A 19,290-nucleotide genomic window follows, 5' to 3' on the forward strand; every position below is an offset into this window, starting at 1 on the left:
ACGTGACCGGGAGCATCACCGTCAGTGCCGACCTCTCATCCCTCCCCGGGGCGCTGGCCTCTGTCACCGACGCCCTCAGGGCCCTCGGCCTCTCCCCGAAGGCGGTGCAGGAGATGGAACTTGCCGTCGACGAGGCGGTGACGAACATCGTCCTCCACGGCTATGCCGGGACGGAAGGGTGGATCCGGCTCTCGTGCGAGCGGGCCGGCGAGGGGGCGGCGGTGGTGGTCATCGAGGACGCGGCCCCGCCCTTCGACCCGACCGTCGCCCCGTCGCCGGACCTGGAGGGGGACGCGGACGAGCGGCCGATCGGCGGGCTCGGGGTTCACTTTATCCGCACGATGACCGATGAGATGACATATGAATACCGGGACGGAATCAACGTCCTGAAACTTCGAAAAAACGTCTGAGGAGAGATTTATGGAGATGAGATCCGAACGGGAGGCCGCCCTCCTCACCGTCATGGTGAGCGGGCGGCTCGACGGGTATGCGGCTGAAGAACTGAAGGCAGGGATCGACGGCGCCCTGCAGGACGACGACCGGGCGGTGGTCGTCGACCTTGCCGGGACGGACTACCTGAGCAGCGCCGGGATCCGGGTCTTCCTCGCTCTCCAGAAGCAGATGAAGGCGCGGGGAGGGTGCATGACCCTCTGCAGCGTGGAGGAGTACCCCATGGAGGTGCTCTCGATGGCCGGGTTCGACCGCGTCTTCTCGATTGTCCCATCGCGGGAGGAGGCGAGGAGGATCTGTCTGCGTAAGGAGGAAAGCCTCTCGCTCATTGCCGACCTGGAACAGCCCGCGGTGGAGGTGGACGGAATGAAGGTCAGGTTCGAACCGGGCACGCGCGCGCCCGCTCATCTCAGGATGCACGGTGCCCTCGATCCCATCCTCAGCGCACGGCTTGCCCGCGAGGAGGTGCGGGCCGTCCCGCTCTCTGACCTCGGGTACGCCCTCGGGATTGGGGCGCTCGGCGGCAGCCGCGACGAGGCGACGGAGCGTCTCGGCGAGATGGTCGCCCTGCGCGGGGCGGTGGCCTGGCTGCCGACCGACGGCCACGGTGCCCCCGACTTCCTGGTGCCGGCGTTTCCCGGCGGCGGCGAGGGGGTGGCGTACACCGCCTTCGACCTGGCACTCGACGGGCCGTTCCATGAGGTGGCGGTCGTCGAGGCGGGTTCTGAGGAGGGCTTCACCCTGGAAGCGCTGTACCGCGCTCTCCTTGCCCTGGCAGAGAGGCGCCGCCCCGATTTCGGCGGGGTCGTTGCGACCGCCCTCTGGGGGGTGACCGCCGGGGTGGCCGGTGCGGCGATGACGCAGGTGCCGCTCGCGGAGAAAGGGTTCGGTCCTGACGAGTTCGACCGGTGGGTTGATCGGCGGGATGACCTGCGGCACGGCGGCGACACCCTCCTCGCCTTCGGGATCGCGGCCGACCGTGCCGCCGCGGGCCAGGAGGAGATCGCCGCCCTCTGCCCGACGCTCCCCGGCGAACCCGATGAAAAAGACCTCTGCTACCATGCCCACGGCGCGGTCTTCAGGCACGTCCCCTGGGACGATGGCGCGAGCCTGGAAAAAGGGATCGACCGGTGTTTTGCCGAGGGCGAGGTCGTGGACGTCTGCCACCTCCTGGGCTCGACGCGGCTGCGGCGGGCAAAGGTGGGGGTGGCGTACGTCACGCCCGCCACGCGTGAGTGAGAACGCCCTCCGCTCTCCCCGCGCGATGAGAGGCGGAGGCGACTACGACGTCTGCACGCTCACCCCTCCCCCGCTCTCCCCGCGCGATGAGAGGTGGATCCGGCGATAGAGCGATGGGCCCCGGCCTTCAAGAGCCCTCGACCAGATGCCCCTGGAGCCACATGGCCCCTGTGATGAGATCGCCGACCTTCGGGACATACCCGCCGGTGACATGCTCGGCGGCATAGAGGACGATCTCCACGTCGTCCTCCTCCTCTCCGTGCATCTCTCTGAAGAGCGGGACGGTGATCTGGTAGACCGTCCGCGTCCTGAAGGTGAGCTCTTTGACCTGATTGACCTCAGTCTGGAAGATGAAGTCGTCGACATCCCCACCCCGGAAGGGGAGGTATGCCGCCATATGCCCCGGTGAGAGTTTTTTCCCGTCAGGGCCGGTCACCGTTCCAGGATTTGCTCTCCTGAGCTGATAGGCAAGAGCGGAGAGAGCGAAGCGGTATCGGCCGCCGGATCTGTATTGCTCCCGGTTCTTGAAATACAGCGTATCGAAGAAGGCCACCCGGGCCTCGCCGATGCGGCCCCTCACCTGTCCCTCGACCTCGTTCATCCACTCGTCGACCTCCTCGACCTCGACCTCGTGGACGACGCCCTCCGTGATGAAGGGGTAGCCGGTGCAGAGTTCCTGGTCGACGACGACGGTGCAAGTCTTCAGGGCCTCTCCCCCCGACTGCGCCGTAAGGACAGTCCTGCGTCCCTTCTCGACCATCTTCAGGCTTTCGGCCTGTTCCAGGGCATTGACAACTGCTGCCTGGACCTCGCTCTCGGAGGTGAGCAGGGTGTCCCAGTGACTGCCGTGGCACCCGATCTTTTTCGGTCTTTTCTTCTCTTCTGGTCTGGTTATAGATATATCAGAGAGTCCCATCATCTTGCCTCAGGTAATAGGGGGGAATTTCGGCCCGACTATCTGTGCAGGGGTATAGGGAGTTATACATATAGATTTTACCCGAATAATTTGGACAATTATCATATCGGAGATTTAAAAAGTATTTGATATTGAATTGAAGTTATTATCGTCAGGTATTATTTCATAATTTTGTCGTGGTGGCTTCTCCGATCCCCAGGAACGAGCACGGATCCGCCTCGGTATTCTCCATCGTGTCGGGTTTGGCGGGATAGAGCATCGATCGAGGGTTCTGTAGAATCAAGCATGTACCCGGGGTTCATGCCGAATTCTACACCGCAAAAAAAGAGTTACTTCGGGATCAGCACCGAGTCGATGACATGGCAGACGCCGTTCGAACAGACGATGTCGGGCTGGATGACGCTGACCCCGTTGATCCGGACGCCGCGAGTGGTGTCAATCTCGAGGTCCGAACCCTGCAGCGACCTGACCGAGCGCATCTTCACGATGTCGTCGGCCATGTGCGTGCCCGAGATCACATGATATTTCAGGACCTCGGCCAGCTGGCTTGGGTTCTCCATCAGGTGGTCGATCGTCTCCTTCGGGATCTTGGCGAAGGCGGCGTCGTTGGGTGCAAAGACCGTGAACGGCCCCGGACTGCTAAGCGTCTCGACCAGGCCCGCGGCCTTCACGGCCGCGACCAATGTGTTGAACTGCCCGGCCTCGATCGCAGTCTCCACAATATTTTTCTGTGCCTGAACTGCTCTCTGTTGCATCTCTCATTCCCTCCACGGGAGTCCCCCCATGGAATCTCGTCATATTTAACAGATCCGGCCGGAAATCAGCCCGGTTGCCGGGGTGATTATGCGGGCGTCAGGGCACTCTCTCCCGTCCCGCCGTCCCGTCCGGGTTCGGGCGGTCTTACGACCCTTTTGCCTTGCGACGCCGGGGGAATGGTAACCTCGAAAGGAGCGGGACATGGTGGAGGGATTGCAGGTCATGGGTACCGGGAGTTTGAGAAAAGCGGTGATTGTCCGGGACGGTGCTGATGATCCGACGTGTCCCCCTCATCGCAGAATTTCCACCGCCGTCTCGCGCCTGGGGGCGTTGCCGCCCGGACCCCCACGGACGGAAGATGGGCAGGGGTGGCGATGGAGCGAAGTCTCCATCGAGTCTCCAGTCTTGAAAAGAGAGATCAAACGACGAAAAATTTTCATCAGGTATGCTTGAGGTGTGCCTTCGCTTCATGCCCGATTCTACAGGGCTAACCCTTTTCTACAACGTTCGAGTAAAAAACAGCAAGAACCTGCCAGGGACAAACCCTCCCTCCGGTCTGTTCCTGACCAGGTCCGTAGATCGGGGGCCGGACCGATCACTCTGCGGTCTCCGCCTCGGTCTCGATGGCGGAGAGTCTTTTCATCATCTCTCGCTGTGCCGCGCCCCGTTTGAGTTCGGCCACGACCACCAGGAAGTTCGCCCCGACGACGATGAACACGAGCAGCATGCTCATCCAGAGCATGACCCCCTGCGCCGAGAGGAACGCCGCCCAGAGGAGGGCCACCGAGGAGATGAGGTACAGGAAGACCCAGGTCCTGAATTCCGGGAGCTCCATTGAAATATAGATTGGAGTGCTATCATTTATAGATTTTTAATTTTTGAAAAAGAGAAAACTAACAAATTATTGCAATATATACTTTTAATACTGGTAAAATATTAAAAAAGTATTTCAAACCCCAGATCCCATAGAAAGATCATGTCTTCAGGGGACCTCCTGAGCGTTGCGGCCGGTGTCGTGATCGTCATCCTCGTCGCCTCGGCCGTGCAGTGGTGGGGAGACGACCGCCCGCCCATAGACGGCATCGACGACGGGCAGCACCCGCCCCTTACGCATCCGCCTGATCCGACGCCGTCTCCGACGCCTGTCTCCCTCCCTGCGCCGTCGAAACTCGGCTATGTCGAAAAACCGGTCCTCAAATATAAGACGTACCTCCTCCCGGACAACATCAGTCTCTTCGGAGCCTCGGACCCCTCCTGGAAAACAAAAGAGTGCGTCGTCTTTGCGTCTCTAGAGGAGGAACACGGTGGGGTCACCGGCACCTTCACCGTTCCCTACCCGATATGGCGGATGAACTGCACCGTCATCCCGGACAACAATCCGGGATCGACTCTCTTCAGGGCCATCCTCGTCGATGCCAGCACCAATACCATCATCGAAGGGATGGAACTGTGCGGACCGGGGCATGTCGTCAAGAATATCGAGGTCTCGAACGGCGAGTATTATCTCATCGTCGAGTGTCGGCACGCGCACTTCACGATGAATATGGAGACGAAAAAGGAGTTTCTGGCCCTGTAGAATTAGGCATGGGGCGAGAGCACGCCTCAAGCATACGGGATGAAAATTTCTCGTCGCTTGCTCTCTCTTTTCAAGACCGGAGAATTGGTGGAGACCTCAATCCATCGCCGCCCCTCGGCTATCTTCTCGCGAGACGGCAGGAAAGATCGTGCGATGAGGGCGGCACGCCTGATCGTTCTGAGGGTGGTTTTGTTCTCCGTATATCGGATATGAGGGAAATTGGTGTCTTCGAATTCTCATCCATAACTCCAGAATTGAACGTCTGGATCATTTTCATGGTAAAACCTCCTCTTTTCATAACCTCAACCCACCCGTGAACCGAATCCATCGCTTTCCCTCCTGCTTATGCCAGGGGCTCTGCTCCCGAACTCCCTACGACGAGGATAGCCAGGGGCTGGCAACTGAGAGGTGTCTTCCTGATACCCTGCCGCAATTGATATGGATCGATTCCTCCACACCTCGAAACACCGCTCTGAACAATGTTCATCCCGCATGCTTGAGCGCGGAGTTCATGCCCGATTCAACACGCTGTCTCATGAACAGTTTTTCCGGCTCGAGGAAGTCGGAGCATGTCATAAAGCACTTATCTTTATTTTTCCCGGAATAAATTGCCAAAATATAATACCTCGTCTCTTGTAGTAGAGTATGATATGCGCGGCGAGACACTCTCCGAAGCAGTCCAGTACGAACGGATCGAGATGCTGAAACTGGACTTCTTCGACTACATACAGAAAAACCATCATAAAATCGATGAAAAACTGCCGGTCTTCTATGGCTATGTCATATCGGCCCTCAACTCCTCGTTCCCCCTCCTCGACTCAAAAGACCACGACCTCTTTCTGGACGCCATCAGTTTCAAGATCCTGGAGACCTCTCCCAGAGCCGCCGACGCCGACTTTGTCGAGACCGTCATCGAGAACGCCGCGAGATTCAAAAAAGGGAAAAAACCGAAGGCCGGGCTTGAGATCGCCGCCGGGTTCAGGATGGTGAAGGCCGGCGCCTTTCCCCATGCAATCCCCTACCTCCGAAAATACCGCTCCCACGACATCATGGCCCATGCAACCCTGGCCTACTGCTACTATGCCCTCTCCCTCCAGGAGATCGCCCGCCACCGCGATACAAAGGTTCCGAGCGAGATGGAACTGAACGCGAGAGAGCAGATGCTCGAACTCGCACGGGTCCACCGGAGCATCAAGACCGCTCTTCCCTACGGCACCGACCCGGCCCTCCTCAGGATCTTCTGGATGATGATCACCTGTGCCATCGAGTGGTTCCCGAGCAACCCGGCCTTCGTCAGACTCGGTCTTGCGAAAGCAAAGGCCGATCACAACCACGAAATGAGAAACGAGATGCTCAAGATCGCCAGGGCCCGTTTTTACGACGACATGGGGCTCCTGCGCGAGGCATTTCATTTCGCCATCGAAGAGGGGAACGGCTCGAGGGCGGCGGACGTCGTAAAACAGATGCGTCAGCAGGCACCCGAAAGCAGCGAACCACTCTACTACGGCATGCTCCTGGCCCTGAGGACGACGAAACGTTCAGGTTATCAGACCTTCAGAAAACAGGCCGAAGAAAAAAGAATGCCCCCTGACGTCCTCGGTCTCCTTGACCTCTCGTTCTCGCTCTTTTCAGGACTTGAAAAGGACGTCTACACCCGCATCAGGATCATGAGAGATACCTATCCGTCGCTCGACCATTATCTCATTCTCATCAACTACCTCGCCCACGATATCTTCTCAGAAGAGGAAACACGGGTAAAAAAAGCAAAAAAGGCCTATCTCGACGCGGTGGAGGCCTATTGCTGGCGCCGACTGGTCCCTCGATAAACGAACTTGCGGCCCTGTAGATTTGCTCATGAGGCGAGCGCCCGCCTCACGCATATGGGATGAAAATATCATACCAGAATTGGATTGATTCTTGAACCTCATCCTTGCGTTCGAGGAGTGCATCGAAGTCGAGCATCATGCCGCCCCCCGGCATAAGCATGAGGGAAGGCGATGGATTCGGTTCACGGGTGGGTTGAGGTGAAGAAAAGAGGATGTTTTCTACAGTTGGGTATGAGGCGAGAGCACGCCTCACGCATATGGGATGAAAATTTCCTGTTGCTTGATCACCCACATTAAGATAGGAGAATCGGTGGGGATCGTGTTCCATCGCCGCCCCTCGAAGAGCGTGATCAAGGTTTTCAAAAAAGCCCGATCAACTGTCACCGACCCCTCGTCGGCCTTTCAAAGGCGATCGGGACGAGGGTCGAATTCTCTGGAACAACATATCCGACCGCCGTGGACGTCGAGTACCAGCAGCGTCCGCCGCAGTCCACAAAGACCTTTTTGATCGCCGGCGACCAGATGCCGTCCGCACGATCGATCACATCGGCGACGCCCCCGTCCGCCCACCAGACGATCCCGCGATCGGTCGCACACCAGAGCGTCCCGTCGGGGGCGGGGCCGAGGTCCCTGAGCGCACAGCCGTCGGATTTCAGGTCGGAAGAGCGGAGCACCAGCGTCAGTCTTCCTGCGGGTCCGAGATGGACCACCGCACTGCTGTTGAAGAGATAGACCCCTCCGAAGGGATCGGTCCTCACGCCGTCGTAGCCGCGAAGCGGCATGCCGTGCAGCGTGACCGGCCTGAACCCGGCGCTGGCATTCGTGCCGACGGCCCAGAGTCCGTCATGGGAAAGACAGTAGAGTTGACCGCCCATCGGATCGAGGCCCATGTCCTCGAGGGCATAACTCGCCGGCGACCCCGGTTTGAATGGCTTGTACCAGGTCCAGTTCTCGCCTTCCACCCGGTGAACCCCGCTGTTCCGCGTCTCGACCCACATCACATCGTCCCAGCGCTGCAACGCGATCACCGCCGGATTCTTGAGGCGGTGCTGGTCGGCGAGGGTCTGGAAGTTCTGGCCGTCAAAACGCTGGAGGCCCAGGGTCGTCCCGATCCAGAGCGCACCCTCAGGCCCATATTCAACTGCAAGAATCGTATCTGAAAGGAGAGACTCGGGCATGTACTCTTTTGGCGCATGATAGGTTGTCCAGTTCGCTCCGTCGTACACCGAGAGACCGTCCGAGGTCGCCATCACCACCTCGCCCCCGGGCCCGTTCGTGCAATCATGGACCTGTGTGGAGGAGAGACCACCGTAGGAAGGGAGAAAGACCGTCAGGTCTGCCGATACCGGGAAAAAAACAATGAGACCAAGAAAAACGATGGCGATCAGAGCTCGGCGCATACCCCGTCCGCTCTCCTGACCACGATCGTTCCGCCTGCCTTCGGGTTGTACATCACCGACCGCCCGACCTTCCCGCCGACATCCTCCGCATCAAGGGCGATGCGCCGCTCGTCGAGCACCCTGTGCACCGCCTCGATATTCCGTTCGCCGATATTGAGGTTGTTGTCGTTGAACCCGAACATATTGGCGCCGCCCACCATCTTCGCCCGGATCGAACCGTTCCTCGACCCGAAGGGCCCGAGACCCTCGAGCAGCGTCGCCAGGGCGGTGTCCGCATACTTTCCGGGCCGGTCGGTCTGGCCCTTGCTCTCCGGGAGCATCACATGGGCCATGGCCCCGACCTCATGCCGCTCGTCATGGAGTATCAGGGCAATGCAGGAACCGAGCCCGATGGTGGTCATGGCGTCCCTGCCCACATAGTACTCGCCGATCCCTATAAACCGGGCATTGACATCGATGGGTCGAAACTCGGCCATTGAGTTCTCCCTCACATACCCTGCGATGTAAGCGCCTCGAGGAGGCTGAGCAGGTTGCCGAGCATTTCAGGTGTGAGGAACATCAGGATCGTCCCGTCGATCGCGTGCTGGCCGCAGGTCAGGTTCGTCCTGAAGATGACCACATCGTTGGTCTCCATGGCAACCTCCGCGATGAGCGCCTCCATGCCCGCATGGGCCATATCGATGCAGAGCGCCGGCGGGGAGGGGAGCATGACGATGCCGAGGAGCGTGGCCGTCGCGTCCAGGAACGCCGAGACCATGATGTTGCCGATCTCGATGATGGCGCTCTGGTCCATCTCGTTGATCTCCCGGTCCATGTCGTCCATGCCGAGCATGGTGTTGGTCATCCTCATCGCCGAGGGGAGCGGCATCATCATCACGACAAAACCTTCCCCTTCGACACCGCCGTCTATCCTGAAGACTACCAGTGCGACCTTCTCGTCGCCCACACACTGGTAGAATTGGGCGATATCGATGATATCGACTGACGGTACGTCCATCTCAATGTCGCTCATGAGCATCTGGGAGAGGGTCGTCGCGGCATGGGCCGCCCCGATGTTCCCGAGTTCCCCGAGTGCGTCTGCCTGTATCTCTGTCAGTTTCATGATATTCCTCAGATCATTGTGTTCACGTCAAGGACCGGGACGACCTCGCCGTCGCCGGGGATGGTCACGCCGCCCACGCCCGGACAACTCCCGATGAGGGTGCTGAGCGGTTTGACGACGACCTCCTGCTGGCCTTCGACGACATCGGCCACGATACCGCATTTCTTGGAGCCGTACTGGAGGACCACCAGGACCTCGCCATGGTTGGAACCGCCGAACATATCGTTGAGCAGATGGATCGGGAGCACCTCGTCGCGGAGAAGGATCACCTGACTGCTGCCGACCCGGTGGACGGCGTCTCTCTTGAGGATCGCCACCTCGACGACGTTGCTGATCGGGATCGCACACCGCCGGCCGTTGATCCTGACCATCATCACCTCGACGATGGCCATCGTCGGCGGCAGGACCAGTTCAAAGCAGGTCCCCTTCCCTTCGACCGACCTGACATTGATCGAACCCTTCATCGACTCGATGGCGGCCTTCACCACGTCCAGGCCGACCCCGCGGCCGCTGATGTCGGTGATCGTCTCGGCGGTCGAGAAGCCGGGGCTGAAGAGGAGGTCGGTGATCTGGTCTTCGGAGAGGGCGTCGGCCTCTTCCTCGGTGAGCAACCCTTTCGAGACGACTTTTGTCCTGACCCGGTCGACGTCGATCCCGGCACCGTCGTCCTCGATCCTGATGACGACATTGTCGCGGTCCCGCATCGCCGAGAGGTGGAGGCGCCCTTTTTCGGGTTTTCCGGCGGCGATGCGTTCCTCGGGAAGTTCGATCCCGTGGTCGACGGCGTTCCTGATCAGGTGCAGGAGGGGATCGTTGAGCCCGTCCATGACGCTCCGGTCAAGTTCGGTCTCGCCGCCCTCGATGATGAAGTCCACCTCTTTGCCCTCGTGCTGGGCCACGTCGCGCACGACCCGCGGGAGGCGGTTGAAGATGTGGCTCAGGGGGATCATCCTGATATGCATCATCAAGTTCTGGAGGTCGGCCACCGACCGGCCGACCATGCTGAGGGCCTCGTCGAACTCCTTGATCTGGTTCTTCTCGGCGATCTGTTTGAGGCGCCCGCGGTTGATGACCAGGTCCTCGACCAGGTTCATCATCTGGTCGAGGAGATGGATGTCCACCCTGATGTTCTTGATCTCCTTTTGCTTCCCGTGGTGTTCGGATTTCTGCGGTTTTGCCTCTTTCTTCTTTGGAGGTGCGGCAGGAGCGTCAGCCGACGTCACCTCGACGCTGGCGATGTCGGTCCCGGCGACGGCCGCCTGGACCGCCTCAGGTCCGTCCTCGCTCTCGACGACGACCTCGAAATGGTCCTCGAACTGCCCGTCCTCGATCGCCTCGACTTTCGGTTCGGCGGAGATGATCCGGCCGATCTCGCCCAGGTTGGAGAGGGCGATCATGGCGCGGACATCTTTCATCGAGCATTCGGGGACCAGGGTGACGGTCACGCGGTAGCGCTCGCCGCTCCCCTGGACCGTCTCCTCCTCTGCGGGATCGTCGGGATCTGTAGGGGCCTCGTCGGCCGGGGCGGCGTCCACCCGGTTGCCGTTCTCCTTCCAGGTTTCGAGGGCCGAGACCAGGTCCTCGATATTCTCGCCCTGGTCGTCGCCGCCGCTCTCGATCGAATCGAGCAGCGCTTCGATCTCGTCGGTACACCCGAGAAAGACATCGATGAGCGGTGCGGACGCCACGACCTTGCCGTTCCTGATAAGGTCGAAGACGTCCTCCATCGTATGGCAGAGCTTTTCCAGGTTCATGTAGCCCATCGACGCCGAGGCGCCCTTGATGGTGTGGGCCGACCTGAAGATCTCGTCGATGGTCTCCCGGTCGTTGCACTCTTCCAGGTTCAGGAGCGCCTGGGCGATGGTCTCGTTGCTCTCCCTGGACTCCACCACAAAGAGTTCCTTATAATCCTCCATATCAGCCATGATCTGCCTCCATTCTTCCGACCGCTTCCACGACCTCCTCGGGGATGTGCCTCAGAGAGACCGTCCGGTCGACGCTGTTGGTTTTGAGCGCCGAACGGGCCATCCCGTAGACGAGACAGTCGTGCTCTTTACAGACGTATACCGTCCCGCCGGCCGCCTTGACATCGGCGGCGCCTGCGCCGCAGTCGCTGCCCATGCCGCTCATGACGACGGCGAGCGTCCTTTTTCCAAAGACCTTTGCCGCCGACGAGAAGGTCCTGTCAATCGCCGGCCTCACCGCGTGGACCGGGGGTGCCGAGGAGTGGACGATCTTGCCGCCGCGGATTCCCTCGCCGGTCAGGGCCGCCGAGATGACGGTGTGATACCCGGCCTTCGAGATGACGACCTCGCCTTCCTTCAGGAGGGTTCCGTTCTCGGACTCCCGTACCGGAAGAGGACAGATCCGGTTGAACCGGTCGGCAAGGGCGGCGGTGAACCCTGCAGGCATATGCTGGGTGATGACGACCGCCGCGTCCAGGTCAGAAGAGAGTCTGGAGAGGACGAGGTCGAGTTGCTGGAGCCCGCCGGCCGACGACCCGAAGAGGACCACCTTTCTGGCGACGCGGTCCCGGCGTCCCGTGGCCTTGACCGCCGCCCTGATCTCGATGAGGTGTTTGATCCTGGTGACCAGTTCCTCCTCGATCCCGCGGACCTTGAAGATCTCGGTGGGTTTGAGCATGAAGTCGTCGGCACCGAGGGCCAGGGCTTTTCTGGTGTGCTCAGCGTCCTTTGCGGTGAGGGAACTGAGCATCATCACCTTCGGGCGGTGGCGGCACCCTTTCATCCTCTCGAGTACTTCAAGCCCGTTCAGCTTCGGCATCTCGATGTCGAGCGTGATCGCGTCGGGCCTGAGGGTATCGATCAGTTCGAGTGCTTCGGCACCGTCGGACGCTGTCCCCACAACCTCGATCTCCGGCGATCTGCCGAAGATATCTTTCAGTATTGTGCGGATAAAGACCGAGTCATCGACAATTAGAACCCTGATCATGATCAGGCCCCAAGGACGTTTTTCACCTCCTCAAGTACCTTCGGGGCCTGGAACGGTTTGACGATGTAGCCCTTTGCGCCGCTTTTCACGGCCAATTTCACCATCTGTTCCTGGCCCACCGCCGTGCACATGACCACCCTGGCGTTGGGGTCGATCTCCCTGATCCCCTGGAGCGCCTCGATGCCGTTTTTCTTGGGCATGACGACGTCCATCGTGACGAGGTCAGGTTTCAGTTCCTGGTACTTGGCGATCGCCTCTTCGCCGTTCTCGGCTTCACCGACGATCGTATGCCCTCCGGAAAAGAGGATATTCTTCAGGAGAGTTCGCATAAAGAGCGTATCATCGACAATCAGGATCGTACCCATGGTGCTCCCAGCTATTATTTGAGAGCGCCGTTTAATAAACGTGTCTGTTTTGAGATGCGCTTAAAAATAAAATAATTTATAGTTTTGTTGCATCTGAGATGTACCTGACCCCTTTTGTGGTGAGTTTGACCTCTCTTCGAGTCACGACCACCTCGGCAAGGCCCTGCTGGATCAGGGTGTCGTAGATATGGTCGACGTCCCGCTGCGAGAGCGTGAGCATATTCTCGATCGAGGCCGTGTCCATCCCGCTGTAGACAAGCATCGCGACCTGCGCCGACTGCGGATCGAGTTCGTTGCCCGCCATGTCCATCCCCTTCGTGGACTCCTTGAGGAAATTGTAGAGCACCTGGAGCGTCGTGACCGGGCAGAGGACCAGACTGGTGACCACGTCGCCGTCCTCGATATGGTCGATCTTGATGACGTCGATGTTCTTGCCCTGCACCTCCCGCTTGGTCATCTCGATGGACGCGACGTCGTTGAGGGGGACGCAGATCTGGCGGTCCTTCGAGAAGAACCAGATCCCGGAGACCAGAACGGCGATGCCACCCTTCTCCCAGTTTGCGTTCTTGACGAAGACTCCGCCCCTCACCGCCGGGGACATAAAGAAGGTGCTGAGGCGGTACGCGCTGCATGAGGCGAGGATCTGTCGCTTCAGAATCCCGAGCACCTTTGCGACTGACGCAATCCTGAGCGGATCCTGCTGTCCCTTTACCGTGATGGCGAGGACACTGCCCTTCGCCTCGAGGTCGACGATCGATTTGTACGGGACAGCGAGGGCATTGTCAGAGGACTTCATACCCTCGGCGTCCAGAGAAAGTTTTGCAGCAGTCCATTTCCCCTGCACTTCGATCTTTACCGGAAGACTACTCATTCGAATGCACCTTGCTCTTCTTCACCGTCTTTGTCCTCAACATCCCCAGCGTCTCCTCAAGTTCTCCGGCCAGGTTCTCGGCCTCGAACTTCTTCCCTTTGAGGTCGCGGAGCAGACTGTCATGGTCTTCGGCCCTTTTCTTCTTGACATCGTCCTTGAGCAGACTCATCAGGTCGTTCGGGTCCCCGCTGCCGGTCGCGAAGGCGAGCATGTCGGGGCCGCCGCTCCCTCCCTCTTCCCCGGCGGCCGGGGCCGCCCCGCCGCCGGCATCGGGCTGCGGGGCGAGATCGGCCTGCAGCGCCTCGGTCAGGGACGAGTCCTCCTCCTCATCCTCCGGTTCAGGCTGAATCCCGTCGATATCGGCATCGGAGAGGTCGAGCGAGTCGAGATCGACCTCGTCGAGGCCTTCCAGGTCTTCGGAAAGGTCGTTGTCCAGGTCCTCGATCTCTCCGAGTTCTGCAAACTCCTCGAGTTCTTCGGCGTGTGCCTCCAGGATCGCGGAGACCGCCGAGGCGTCGACCGCCGCCCCCGGTACCTCGGCATCGAGGGGGATATCCAGGCCGTGCCCGGAGACCGCGAGGCCCCCCTCGCCGAGGTCAAGTCCTTCCAGATCCTCGTCGCCGAACTCGTCGTCGCCGAGGTCGAGGCCGCCGCCGGGCCCCCCTGCCTCGCGGACGGCCTCGGGCGCTCCGCCTGGGGCCGCCATTGCGGCCTCGAGCGCCGAATCGATCTCTTTTATTTTCTCGTCTTTGTGAAAGAGCGTTGTCTTCAGCCGCCCGGCACTGTCGCCGAAGGCCCCGGGGAGTTGGGCGCACGCCGAACGGAGAGACGCAACGATACCCTTGCCCTGCTTCTTCTCTGTGCCGACCTGCACCGGCCCTTCGGCCTTCTTTTTCCCGGCCCTGAATTCTCTGATGGCCTTCTTGATCTGGCTCGGCTTCAGGTCCGAGAGGTGTGCGGCCCCGAAGATGAAGAGCGTGAGACACCCGGCGGCGACGGTCCCGACGACAAGCAGTTCGGTCGGGACGTCGTAGAGGATGAAGACTGATCCGATGGTCACCGTCGAGAGGAAGATGAGCAACCGCCTGACGGTCGGGTCGATTGTGGGGAACCTGATCTTTTTCATGTTAAACCGCTCCAAACTGGGGAATCTGGAAGAACATCTGGATGACCGGGGGTACGAGGAGGATGAGCGCTCCGGTGATGGTGAAGAGGAGGGCCGAGAGGAAGTAGACCATGTACCGGTCGCCGCCCATCACGATCTTGCCCGCGACGATGTTGGCCAGCGTGATCAAGAGAAGGATGATCATCACGAAGGGGATCATCTTGTCCTCGGGGAAGTTGACGAACATATTCATCGAGCCCATCATCGAACCCGCGATCGAGTCCGAGGAGGTGAGGGCCGCCTGGTTGTCGCCCAGCGACGCCATCACCTCGGTGATGGCGTCCGACATCGTGTGGAGGATCTCGTACAGGGCCAGGAAGATCCCGACCATGGCGATGTGCATGGGCACGAGGAGGACGATGAACCCGGTCGCCACCATATCGCGCTTCCTGCGCAGGAGCACCTGCGAGAGCATGGAGGATCCCACGATCTTGCCGATGACCCCGGGGGCGCCGCCGAGGGCGACCGAGTCACGGAAGATGTTCATGTACTTCGCGATGAGGTTTGTGCCGCAGTCGCCGATGAACCGTTCCCAGGTCAGGGCCTCGTCGAGGCCCAGGTTCAACTTCGTATAGGCCGAGTTGATGAGGGGTTCGAGAGCGACGAGCGACTTGCGGTCGACCTCCCGGATCGCCTCGACCATGGTGGTGCCCTTCCCCTCCATGATCGATCCCACACCCCTGATAAATGCCGGGAAGTCCTCGTCCCTCAGAATCACATTGTGGTTGTCGATATAACCGATGATCCCGAGGGGGGCGAGCAGGAGACCGATCATCAGGTAGACCATCCCGGTGTTCACCCCGGCAAGAAGCAGGAGGAGGACGCCGAGCGTGGTGATCGCAAGGATCGGTTTCTGCAACCTGTCGATCATCGCCTGTTCGCGCGAACACCAGTGGTTCATCGAACGGTTGATGGTCTTCTCGTCGACCGGGACGGCGCGGTACATCAGGGCGACGCCGAAGCCCGAGGTGAGCAGGACCAGGGCGTAGGCCGTGTTGAGGGCGGTTTCGATCCCGCTCGGCGCGTAGATCGCGACCGAGATCATGATGATGATCGCCACCAACATTGAGGAGAAGAGGAGGGCGATATAGGCGTCGCCCCACTTCTTCAGCATCTCAAAGCCCTGCTCGAAGGTGTTGCGATAGACGTTGCGGGCGGTGCCCAGTTCCATCTCCAGGAAATCGGCGTCCGGCACACCCGACTCGATGGAGTTGGCGTACCGGTTGAACATGCTCCTGAGCATGTCGTTGTTGACTCGGTCGGCCACCATCCTGAGCCCCTCGGCATACCCGTAGTTCCAGCGTTTGACGTAGAAGACGACCTTCTGGATGTACCTTGTCGAGATGTACTCGTACCGGTGGGCGGTGTACTCGAAGAGTTCGGGTCTGGAGACGTCGGCGGTCATCGCCGAGGCCATGTACGTCGTCATGAAGACCAGGTCCCCTTCCATCTTCTTGTTCTCGGAGATCTGGGCGATTTTATCTTTCACCGTCTCGATCTCGCCCTCGAAGGGGATCTGCCCGCCGTTCTTCTCGGCGAGTTTGCTCTTCACCGACTCGAACATCTCTCAGACCTCGATCTTGAGGAGACCCTGTTTCTTGATCTTGGCGATCATATGGAAGAGGTCCCAGAACCGGATATACCCGGCATCGTTGAGCCTCTGCAGGATCTTCGCCCGTTTTTCGACCTCGAAGTAGATCTCGTTTCTCTTGCTCTCCGGGATACCGAGGAGGGTGGCGATCTTGTTCTCAAGCAGGAAACTGCTCCCGTGCCCGCAGAAGACGTGCTCGTCGGTGACCGGGTCCCAGTGGAACATCTCGACAAAGGAGAAACCCTGCGTCTGGGGATCGTAGCCGACGAGTTCGTTGATGCTGAGCATCCGCCGCACCGTCCCGCCGCCGGGCCTGCGGACCGCACTCTGGATGATGACGATGTTGAGGTTGTCGACGTGGGTCTTGGGGATGCTGATCGGGTCACCGCAGAGACGCTGGATCAACTTCTCCACCGACGCGGCGTGGAAGGTGCTCATGACCGGGTGGCCGGTCTGCATGGCCGAGAAGGCGACGCTCCCCTCGACACCACGGATCTCGCCCACCAGGATCTGGTTGGGGCGCTGACGGAGGGCGGCCTTCAGGAGGTCGAACATCGTCACGTCCGAACCCTCGCCTTCGCCCTTGCCCTTGCCCTTCGCGACCTCGCGCGTCCAGTTCTTGTGCGGCACGGTCAGTTCGGGGGTATCCTCGATGGTCACGATCTTGTTCTCGGGCGGGAGGAAGGTGGTGATCGCGTTGAGGGTGGTCGTCTTCCCGCTTGCCGTCTCCCCGCTCACGAAGAGGGACATCCCGAACTCCAGGCAGATCCAGAGGTACGCCGCGACCATGTAGTCGCAGGTCTTGGAACTGATGAGGTGGAGGATGGAGAGGGGTTCCTCGTTCACTTTCCTGATCGTGAAGTTGCTCCCGTGCCGGCTGATGTCGCTGCCGTACACGATGTTGATACGAGAACCGTCCGGGAGGGTGGCGTCCACCACCGGGTTGCGGTAGGTGATCGGTTTCTTGATCCGCTCGGCCATCTTGATGACGAAGTGGTCGAGGGTTGAGGACTCGGTGAACCCGATCACCGACTTGAGTCCCTTGAAGGTCTTGTGCTCGATGAAGATCGGGCCGACGCCGTCGCAGGTGATATCCTCGATATAGGGGTCTGAGAGGAAGGGCTTGAGGATGCCCATCTCGATCTTGTCCCTGACCATCATGTACTCGAGGGCCCGGTACTCCTGGGGGGTGACCACGATCCGCCCGTCAGGGAGCCTGGTGATCCCTCTGTCCACCTCGCTGGTGTCGAGCTTCTTCTTTGCCGAGAAGTCGGTGTTGAGGAAGGTGACGATCCTGTCCTTGACCGAGGTCTTCTGGCCGCCGCCGCCGAGGAGGTCGGCACTGATCTCTGTGCCCGGTTCCTGGATGTACACGATCTCTCTGATCAGTTTCTTCAGGACCGCCGTCCGCTCCTCGTTGGTGATCGGGTCGGTATCCAGGGCGTCCAGGAGGTCGATAAGCCGCGCCTCGACCGCAGGCATCAGGAACCCGACGCTGTGGAGGAAGGAGGGCTCGATCGGGATATAGTAATTCCGGACGTCGTTGGGGTCCTGGAGGATATGGATGAAGGTGTCGCCGTCGGCGGGGTAGATGAGGTTGAGGTTCTCGATGTTTTTGGCGTCCCGCCCGAGTTCTGAGAAGAAGAGCGGGATCCCGTACTGGTTCACCGGGAAGATGTTGAGGTACTCGAGGAGGTGAGGACTCTGCTTGACATACTCCCGCGCATTGGAGGGGAGCATCCGGTACAGGGCCGAGGACTCGATGTCGGCATAGCAGCCGCTCAGGTCCTCGTTTGCTTCAGGTTTGAAGGGGAGGAATGCCGAGATGGAGAGTCCTGTGCCTGTACTCATGTCAGACCTTCGCGTAGGTCATCGGGATGATCTTCATGCCGTACCCCGGGTGGACCTCGAAACTGACGATGTTGCCGGTGGTCCGCTGTGCCCCGCGTACTTTTACGACCTCAAGCATCATTACGTATTTGTCGCCGACGAGCGCCTTCTTCATGAAGAGGTGGGCGTCGCAGATGGAGCGGATCCGCACCAGCGTGTCGGCCTCGAAGGCGTAGGTGTGCAGGGTGATGAGGATCGTCTTGCCGTGATCGACGAGGTTCTTGCAGTTGGTGAAGAAGGTGAGGATCATGTCGGTGGAGGCGTACTCGGTGAAGAGGGTGAGGGAGTCGATGACCGCAACCTCTGCCTTGCTCCGCTGGATCTGCGTGATGATGGCCTGGAGGATGCCCTGCATGTCCTCTTTTTTCCACTCGAAACCGACGGTGTGCAGGGGAAAGATCCGCATATATCCCCAGGCAAAGTAGTCGGAGATGTCCAGGCTCATCGACTCCATCTGGTTGATGAAACTCTTGGTGGTGTTCTCGGTGGTGAAGAGGTCGACGTTGAGCCCCTGTTTCATCGCGCCCCAGACGATCTGCTGGGTAAGCACGCTCTTGCCGGTGTCGTTCTCCCCTTCGATGAGGGTGAGCGACTCGAGGGGCAGGCCGTCGGCGATCTTCTTGTCCAATTCGTTGTTCCCTGTGGAGAGGATCTTTCTGTCTGATCCTCCAAGGAGGTCTCCGAGTGATCCGTTGTCTTCCATCTCTCTCACCTCAGATATATCGAGTCGGAAATTCCGTTCGGGGTGGTCACCTGGGCCCAGTCAGGGCGGTCGCCGGTGTACCTGACCGAGAGGTTCATCGCCTCGTCGGGGTCGAGTTGTTTGGGGTGGACGAGGTCCGGGCTGATCGTGAGCCAGGACCAGGTCCCCGCCCCTCCTGCCGGTTCGTAGGGGTAGTAGACAGGAGAAGTGTTTGCTGCGGCGGTGAAGACGACCATCTGGTCGTAGGTGAGCACCGGTTCGCTGCCGGTGTTCGTCAGGTTGAGGTACAGGGTCGAGGTGCCCTGGTTGAGGGTGTAGCCGGTGATCTCGATCCCGGTGTGGAGGCGGAGTTCTTCCTGCTGCAGCCGCGCGCTCTGGGCGTCGGCGACCGTCTCGGCGGTGATGAGCACGCCCCCCATCACCACGTAGGCCACGACGACGATGAGGACGATGGAGATGGCGGATGCGATCACCGATGCCGCGCCCAT

Annotated in this window: 21 protein-coding genes; 5 read left to right on the top strand and 16 right to left on the bottom strand. The window is 60.1% G+C overall.

Annotated features, from left to right (window positions below):
• Positions 1–2: 2 nt before the first annotated feature.
• Together E2N92_RS12860 and E2N92_RS12865 are read left to right on the top strand one after the other, a co-directional pair.
• Positions 3–410, top strand: coding sequence for an ATP-binding protein (locus E2N92_RS12860; RefSeq protein WP_246589234.1), 408 nt, complete (start codon positions 3–5; stop codon positions 408–410).
• A 10-nt stretch (positions 411–420) separates the two neighbouring features.
• Complete coding sequence (locus E2N92_RS12865) at positions 421–1,689, top strand: STAS domain-containing protein (RefSeq protein WP_220681544.1); 1,269 nt, start codon at positions 421–423, stop codon at positions 1,687–1,689.
• Between the two features lie 127 nt (positions 1,690–1,816).
• Here E2N92_RS12865 and E2N92_RS12870 read toward each other — a convergent pair whose 3' ends face one another.
• The 3 genes from E2N92_RS12870 to E2N92_RS12880 form a co-directional block, all read right to left on the bottom strand.
• Positions 1,817–2,605 (bottom strand): hypothetical protein, encoded by a 789-nt coding sequence (locus E2N92_RS12870; RefSeq protein ID WP_220681545.1) that lies wholly within the window; start codon positions 2,603–2,605, stop codon positions 1,817–1,819.
• A gap of 329 nt (positions 2,606–2,934) precedes the next feature.
• Positions 2,935–3,360: a fasciclin domain-containing protein gene (locus E2N92_RS12875; protein ID WP_220681546.1), complete on the bottom strand. Its 426-nt coding sequence runs from the start codon at positions 3,358–3,360 to the stop codon at positions 2,935–2,937.
• 596 nt (positions 3,361–3,956) lie between these two features.
• On the bottom strand, positions 3,957–4,196 hold the full coding sequence (locus E2N92_RS12880; RefSeq protein WP_246589235.1) for a hypothetical protein: 240 nt from the start codon (positions 4,194–4,196) through the stop codon (positions 3,957–3,959).
• A 141-nt stretch (positions 4,197–4,337) separates the two neighbouring features.
• On the opposite strand from E2N92_RS12880, the gene E2N92_RS12885 reads away from it, so the two are divergent.
• From E2N92_RS12885 to E2N92_RS12895, 3 genes are all read left to right on the top strand, one after another.
• The gene (locus E2N92_RS12885; protein WP_220681547.1) at positions 4,338–4,937 is read left to right on the top strand and encodes a hypothetical protein; all 600 of its coding nucleotides are present in this window, start codon (positions 4,338–4,340) and stop codon (positions 4,935–4,937) included.
• A gap of 8 nt (positions 4,938–4,945) precedes the next feature.
• A complete protein-coding gene (locus E2N92_RS12890; protein ID WP_220681548.1) occupies positions 4,946–5,254 on the top strand; it encodes a hypothetical protein in 309 nt (102 codons plus the stop codon).
• Positions 5,255–5,587: 333 nt separating this feature from the next.
• Positions 5,588–6,763, top strand: a complete 1,176-nt coding sequence (locus E2N92_RS12895) for a hypothetical protein (protein WP_220681549.1) — start codon at positions 5,588–5,590, stop codon at positions 6,761–6,763.
• A 46-nt stretch (positions 6,764–6,809) separates the two neighbouring features.
• On the opposite strand, the gene E2N92_RS12900 is transcribed toward E2N92_RS12895, so the two are convergent.
• The 13 genes from E2N92_RS12900 to E2N92_RS12960 all read right to left on the bottom strand — a co-directional run bounded on the left by E2N92_RS12900 (position 6,810) and on the right by E2N92_RS12960 (position 19,290).
• Positions 6,810–7,091: a hypothetical protein gene (locus E2N92_RS12900; RefSeq protein ID WP_220681550.1), complete on the bottom strand. Its 282-nt coding sequence runs from the start codon at positions 7,089–7,091 to the stop codon at positions 6,810–6,812.
• A gap of 52 nt (positions 7,092–7,143) precedes the next feature.
• Entirely contained in the window at positions 7,144–8,163 is a 1,020-nt protein-coding gene (locus E2N92_RS12905) for a ligand-binding sensor domain-containing protein (protein ID WP_220681551.1), read from the bottom strand.
• Positions 8,148–8,639, bottom strand: coding sequence for a chemotaxis protein CheD (locus E2N92_RS12910; RefSeq protein ID WP_220681552.1), 492 nt, complete (start codon positions 8,637–8,639; stop codon positions 8,148–8,150). Before E2N92_RS12910 ends, E2N92_RS12905 begins: the two co-directional genes overlap by 16 nt.
• An 11-nt stretch (positions 8,640–8,650) precedes the next feature.
• The gene (locus E2N92_RS12915; RefSeq protein ID WP_220681553.1) at positions 8,651–9,265 is read right to left on the bottom strand and encodes a chemotaxis protein CheC; all 615 of its coding nucleotides are present in this window, start codon (positions 9,263–9,265) and stop codon (positions 8,651–8,653) included.
• 8 nt (positions 9,266–9,273) lie between these two features.
• Positions 9,274–11,190, bottom strand: a complete 1,917-nt coding sequence (locus E2N92_RS12920) for a chemotaxis protein CheA (protein ID WP_220681554.1) — start codon at positions 11,188–11,190, stop codon at positions 9,274–9,276.
• Positions 11,183–12,217, bottom strand: coding sequence for a chemotaxis-specific protein-glutamate methyltransferase CheB (cheB, locus tag E2N92_RS12925; protein ID WP_220681555.1), 1,035 nt, complete (start codon positions 12,215–12,217; stop codon positions 11,183–11,185). Before cheB ends, E2N92_RS12920 begins: the two co-directional genes overlap by 8 nt.
• Before the next feature lie 2 nt (positions 12,218–12,219).
• Positions 12,220–12,582 (bottom strand): response regulator, encoded by a 363-nt coding sequence (locus tag E2N92_RS12930; protein ID WP_220681556.1) that lies wholly within the window; start codon positions 12,580–12,582, stop codon positions 12,220–12,222.
• 76 nt (positions 12,583–12,658) lie between these two features.
• Positions 12,659–13,453: a CheF family chemotaxis protein gene (locus tag E2N92_RS12935; protein ID WP_220681557.1), complete on the bottom strand. Its 795-nt coding sequence runs from the start codon at positions 13,451–13,453 to the stop codon at positions 12,659–12,661.
• On the bottom strand, positions 13,446–14,579 hold the full coding sequence (locus tag E2N92_RS12940) for a hypothetical protein (protein WP_220681558.1): 1,134 nt from the start codon (positions 14,577–14,579) through the stop codon (positions 13,446–13,448). Before E2N92_RS12940 ends, E2N92_RS12935 begins: the two co-directional genes overlap by 8 nt.
• A 1-nt stretch (position 14,580) precedes the next feature.
• The gene (flaJ, locus tag E2N92_RS12945; RefSeq protein WP_220681559.1) at positions 14,581–16,182 is read right to left on the bottom strand and encodes an archaellar assembly protein FlaJ; all 1,602 of its coding nucleotides are present in this window, start codon (positions 16,180–16,182) and stop codon (positions 14,581–14,583) included.
• Positions 16,183–16,185: 3 nt separating this feature from the next.
• On the bottom strand, positions 16,186–18,060 hold the full coding sequence (locus E2N92_RS12950) for a type II/IV secretion system ATPase subunit (RefSeq protein ID WP_220681560.1): 1,875 nt from the start codon (positions 18,058–18,060) through the stop codon (positions 16,186–16,188).
• Position 18,061: 1 nt separating this feature from the next.
• A complete protein-coding gene (gene arlH / locus E2N92_RS12955; protein WP_220681561.1) occupies positions 18,062–18,802 on the bottom strand; it encodes an archaellum protein ArlH in 741 nt (246 codons plus the stop codon).
• A gap of 5 nt (positions 18,803–18,807) precedes the next feature.
• Positions 18,808–19,290 (bottom strand): hypothetical protein, encoded by a 483-nt coding sequence (locus E2N92_RS12960; RefSeq protein ID WP_220681562.1) that lies wholly within the window; start codon positions 19,288–19,290, stop codon positions 18,808–18,810.

It is taken from the genome of Methanofollis formosanus (assembly GCF_019633745.1).
Lineage (GTDB): Archaea > Halobacteriota > Methanomicrobia > Methanomicrobiales > Methanofollaceae > Methanofollis > Methanofollis formosanus.

What these genes read in the sequence shown, in the direction of transcription:
- E2N92_RS12865 (WP_220681544.1), top strand. Translation starts at nt 421, where the DNA reads ATGGAGATGAGATCCGAACGGGAGGCCGCCCTCCTCACCGTCATGGTG.
- E2N92_RS12870 (WP_220681545.1), bottom strand. Translation starts at nt 2,605, where the DNA reads ATGGGACTCTCTGATATATCTATAACCAGACCAGAAGAGAAGAAAAGA.
- E2N92_RS12875 (WP_220681546.1), bottom strand. Translation starts at nt 3,360, where the DNA reads ATGCAACAGAGAGCAGTTCAGGCACAGAAAAATATTGTGGAGACTGCG.
- E2N92_RS12880 (WP_246589235.1), bottom strand. Translation starts at nt 4,196, where the DNA reads ATGGAGCTCCCGGAATTCAGGACCTGGGTCTTCCTGTACCTCATCTCC.
- E2N92_RS12885 (WP_220681547.1), top strand. Translation starts at nt 4,338, where the DNA reads ATGTCTTCAGGGGACCTCCTGAGCGTTGCGGCCGGTGTCGTGATCGTC.
- E2N92_RS12890 (WP_220681548.1), top strand. Translation starts at nt 4,946, where the DNA reads ATGGGGCGAGAGCACGCCTCAAGCATACGGGATGAAAATTTCTCGTCG.
- E2N92_RS12895 (WP_220681549.1), top strand. Translation starts at nt 5,588, where the DNA reads ATGCGCGGCGAGACACTCTCCGAAGCAGTCCAGTACGAACGGATCGAG.
- E2N92_RS12900 (WP_220681550.1), bottom strand. Translation starts at nt 7,091, where the DNA reads ATGGAACACGATCCCCACCGATTCTCCTATCTTAATGTGGGTGATCAA.
- E2N92_RS12905 (WP_220681551.1), bottom strand. Translation starts at nt 8,163, where the DNA reads ATGCGCCGAGCTCTGATCGCCATCGTTTTTCTTGGTCTCATTGTTTTT.
- E2N92_RS12910 (WP_220681552.1), bottom strand. Translation starts at nt 8,639, where the DNA reads ATGGCCGAGTTTCGACCCATCGATGTCAATGCCCGGTTTATAGGGATC.
- E2N92_RS12915 (WP_220681553.1), bottom strand. Translation starts at nt 9,265, where the DNA reads ATGAAACTGACAGAGATACAGGCAGACGCACTCGGGGAACTCGGGAAC.
- E2N92_RS12920 (WP_220681554.1), bottom strand. Translation starts at nt 11,190, where the DNA reads ATGGCTGATATGGAGGATTATAAGGAACTCTTTGTGGTGGAGTCCAGG.
- cheB (WP_220681555.1), bottom strand. Translation starts at nt 12,217, where the DNA reads ATGATCAGGGTTCTAATTGTCGATGACTCGGTCTTTATCCGCACAATA.
- E2N92_RS12930 (WP_220681556.1), bottom strand. Translation starts at nt 12,582, where the DNA reads ATGGGTACGATCCTGATTGTCGATGATACGCTCTTTATGCGAACTCTC.
- E2N92_RS12935 (WP_220681557.1), bottom strand. Translation starts at nt 13,453, where the DNA reads ATGAGTAGTCTTCCGGTAAAGATCGAAGTGCAGGGGAAATGGACTGCT.
- E2N92_RS12940 (WP_220681558.1), bottom strand. Translation starts at nt 14,579, where the DNA reads ATGAAAAAGATCAGGTTCCCCACAATCGACCCGACCGTCAGGCGGTTG.
- flaJ (WP_220681559.1), bottom strand. Translation starts at nt 16,182, where the DNA reads ATGTTCGAGTCGGTGAAGAGCAAACTCGCCGAGAAGAACGGCGGGCAG.
- E2N92_RS12950 (WP_220681560.1), bottom strand. Translation starts at nt 18,060, where the DNA reads ATGAGTACAGGCACAGGACTCTCCATCTCGGCATTCCTCCCCTTCAAA.
- arlH (WP_220681561.1), bottom strand. Translation starts at nt 18,802, where the DNA reads ATGGAAGACAACGGATCACTCGGAGACCTCCTTGGAGGATCAGACAGA.
- E2N92_RS12960 (WP_220681562.1), bottom strand. Translation starts at nt 19,290, where the DNA reads ATGGGCGCGGCATCGGTGATCGCATCCGCCATCTCCATCGTCCTCATC.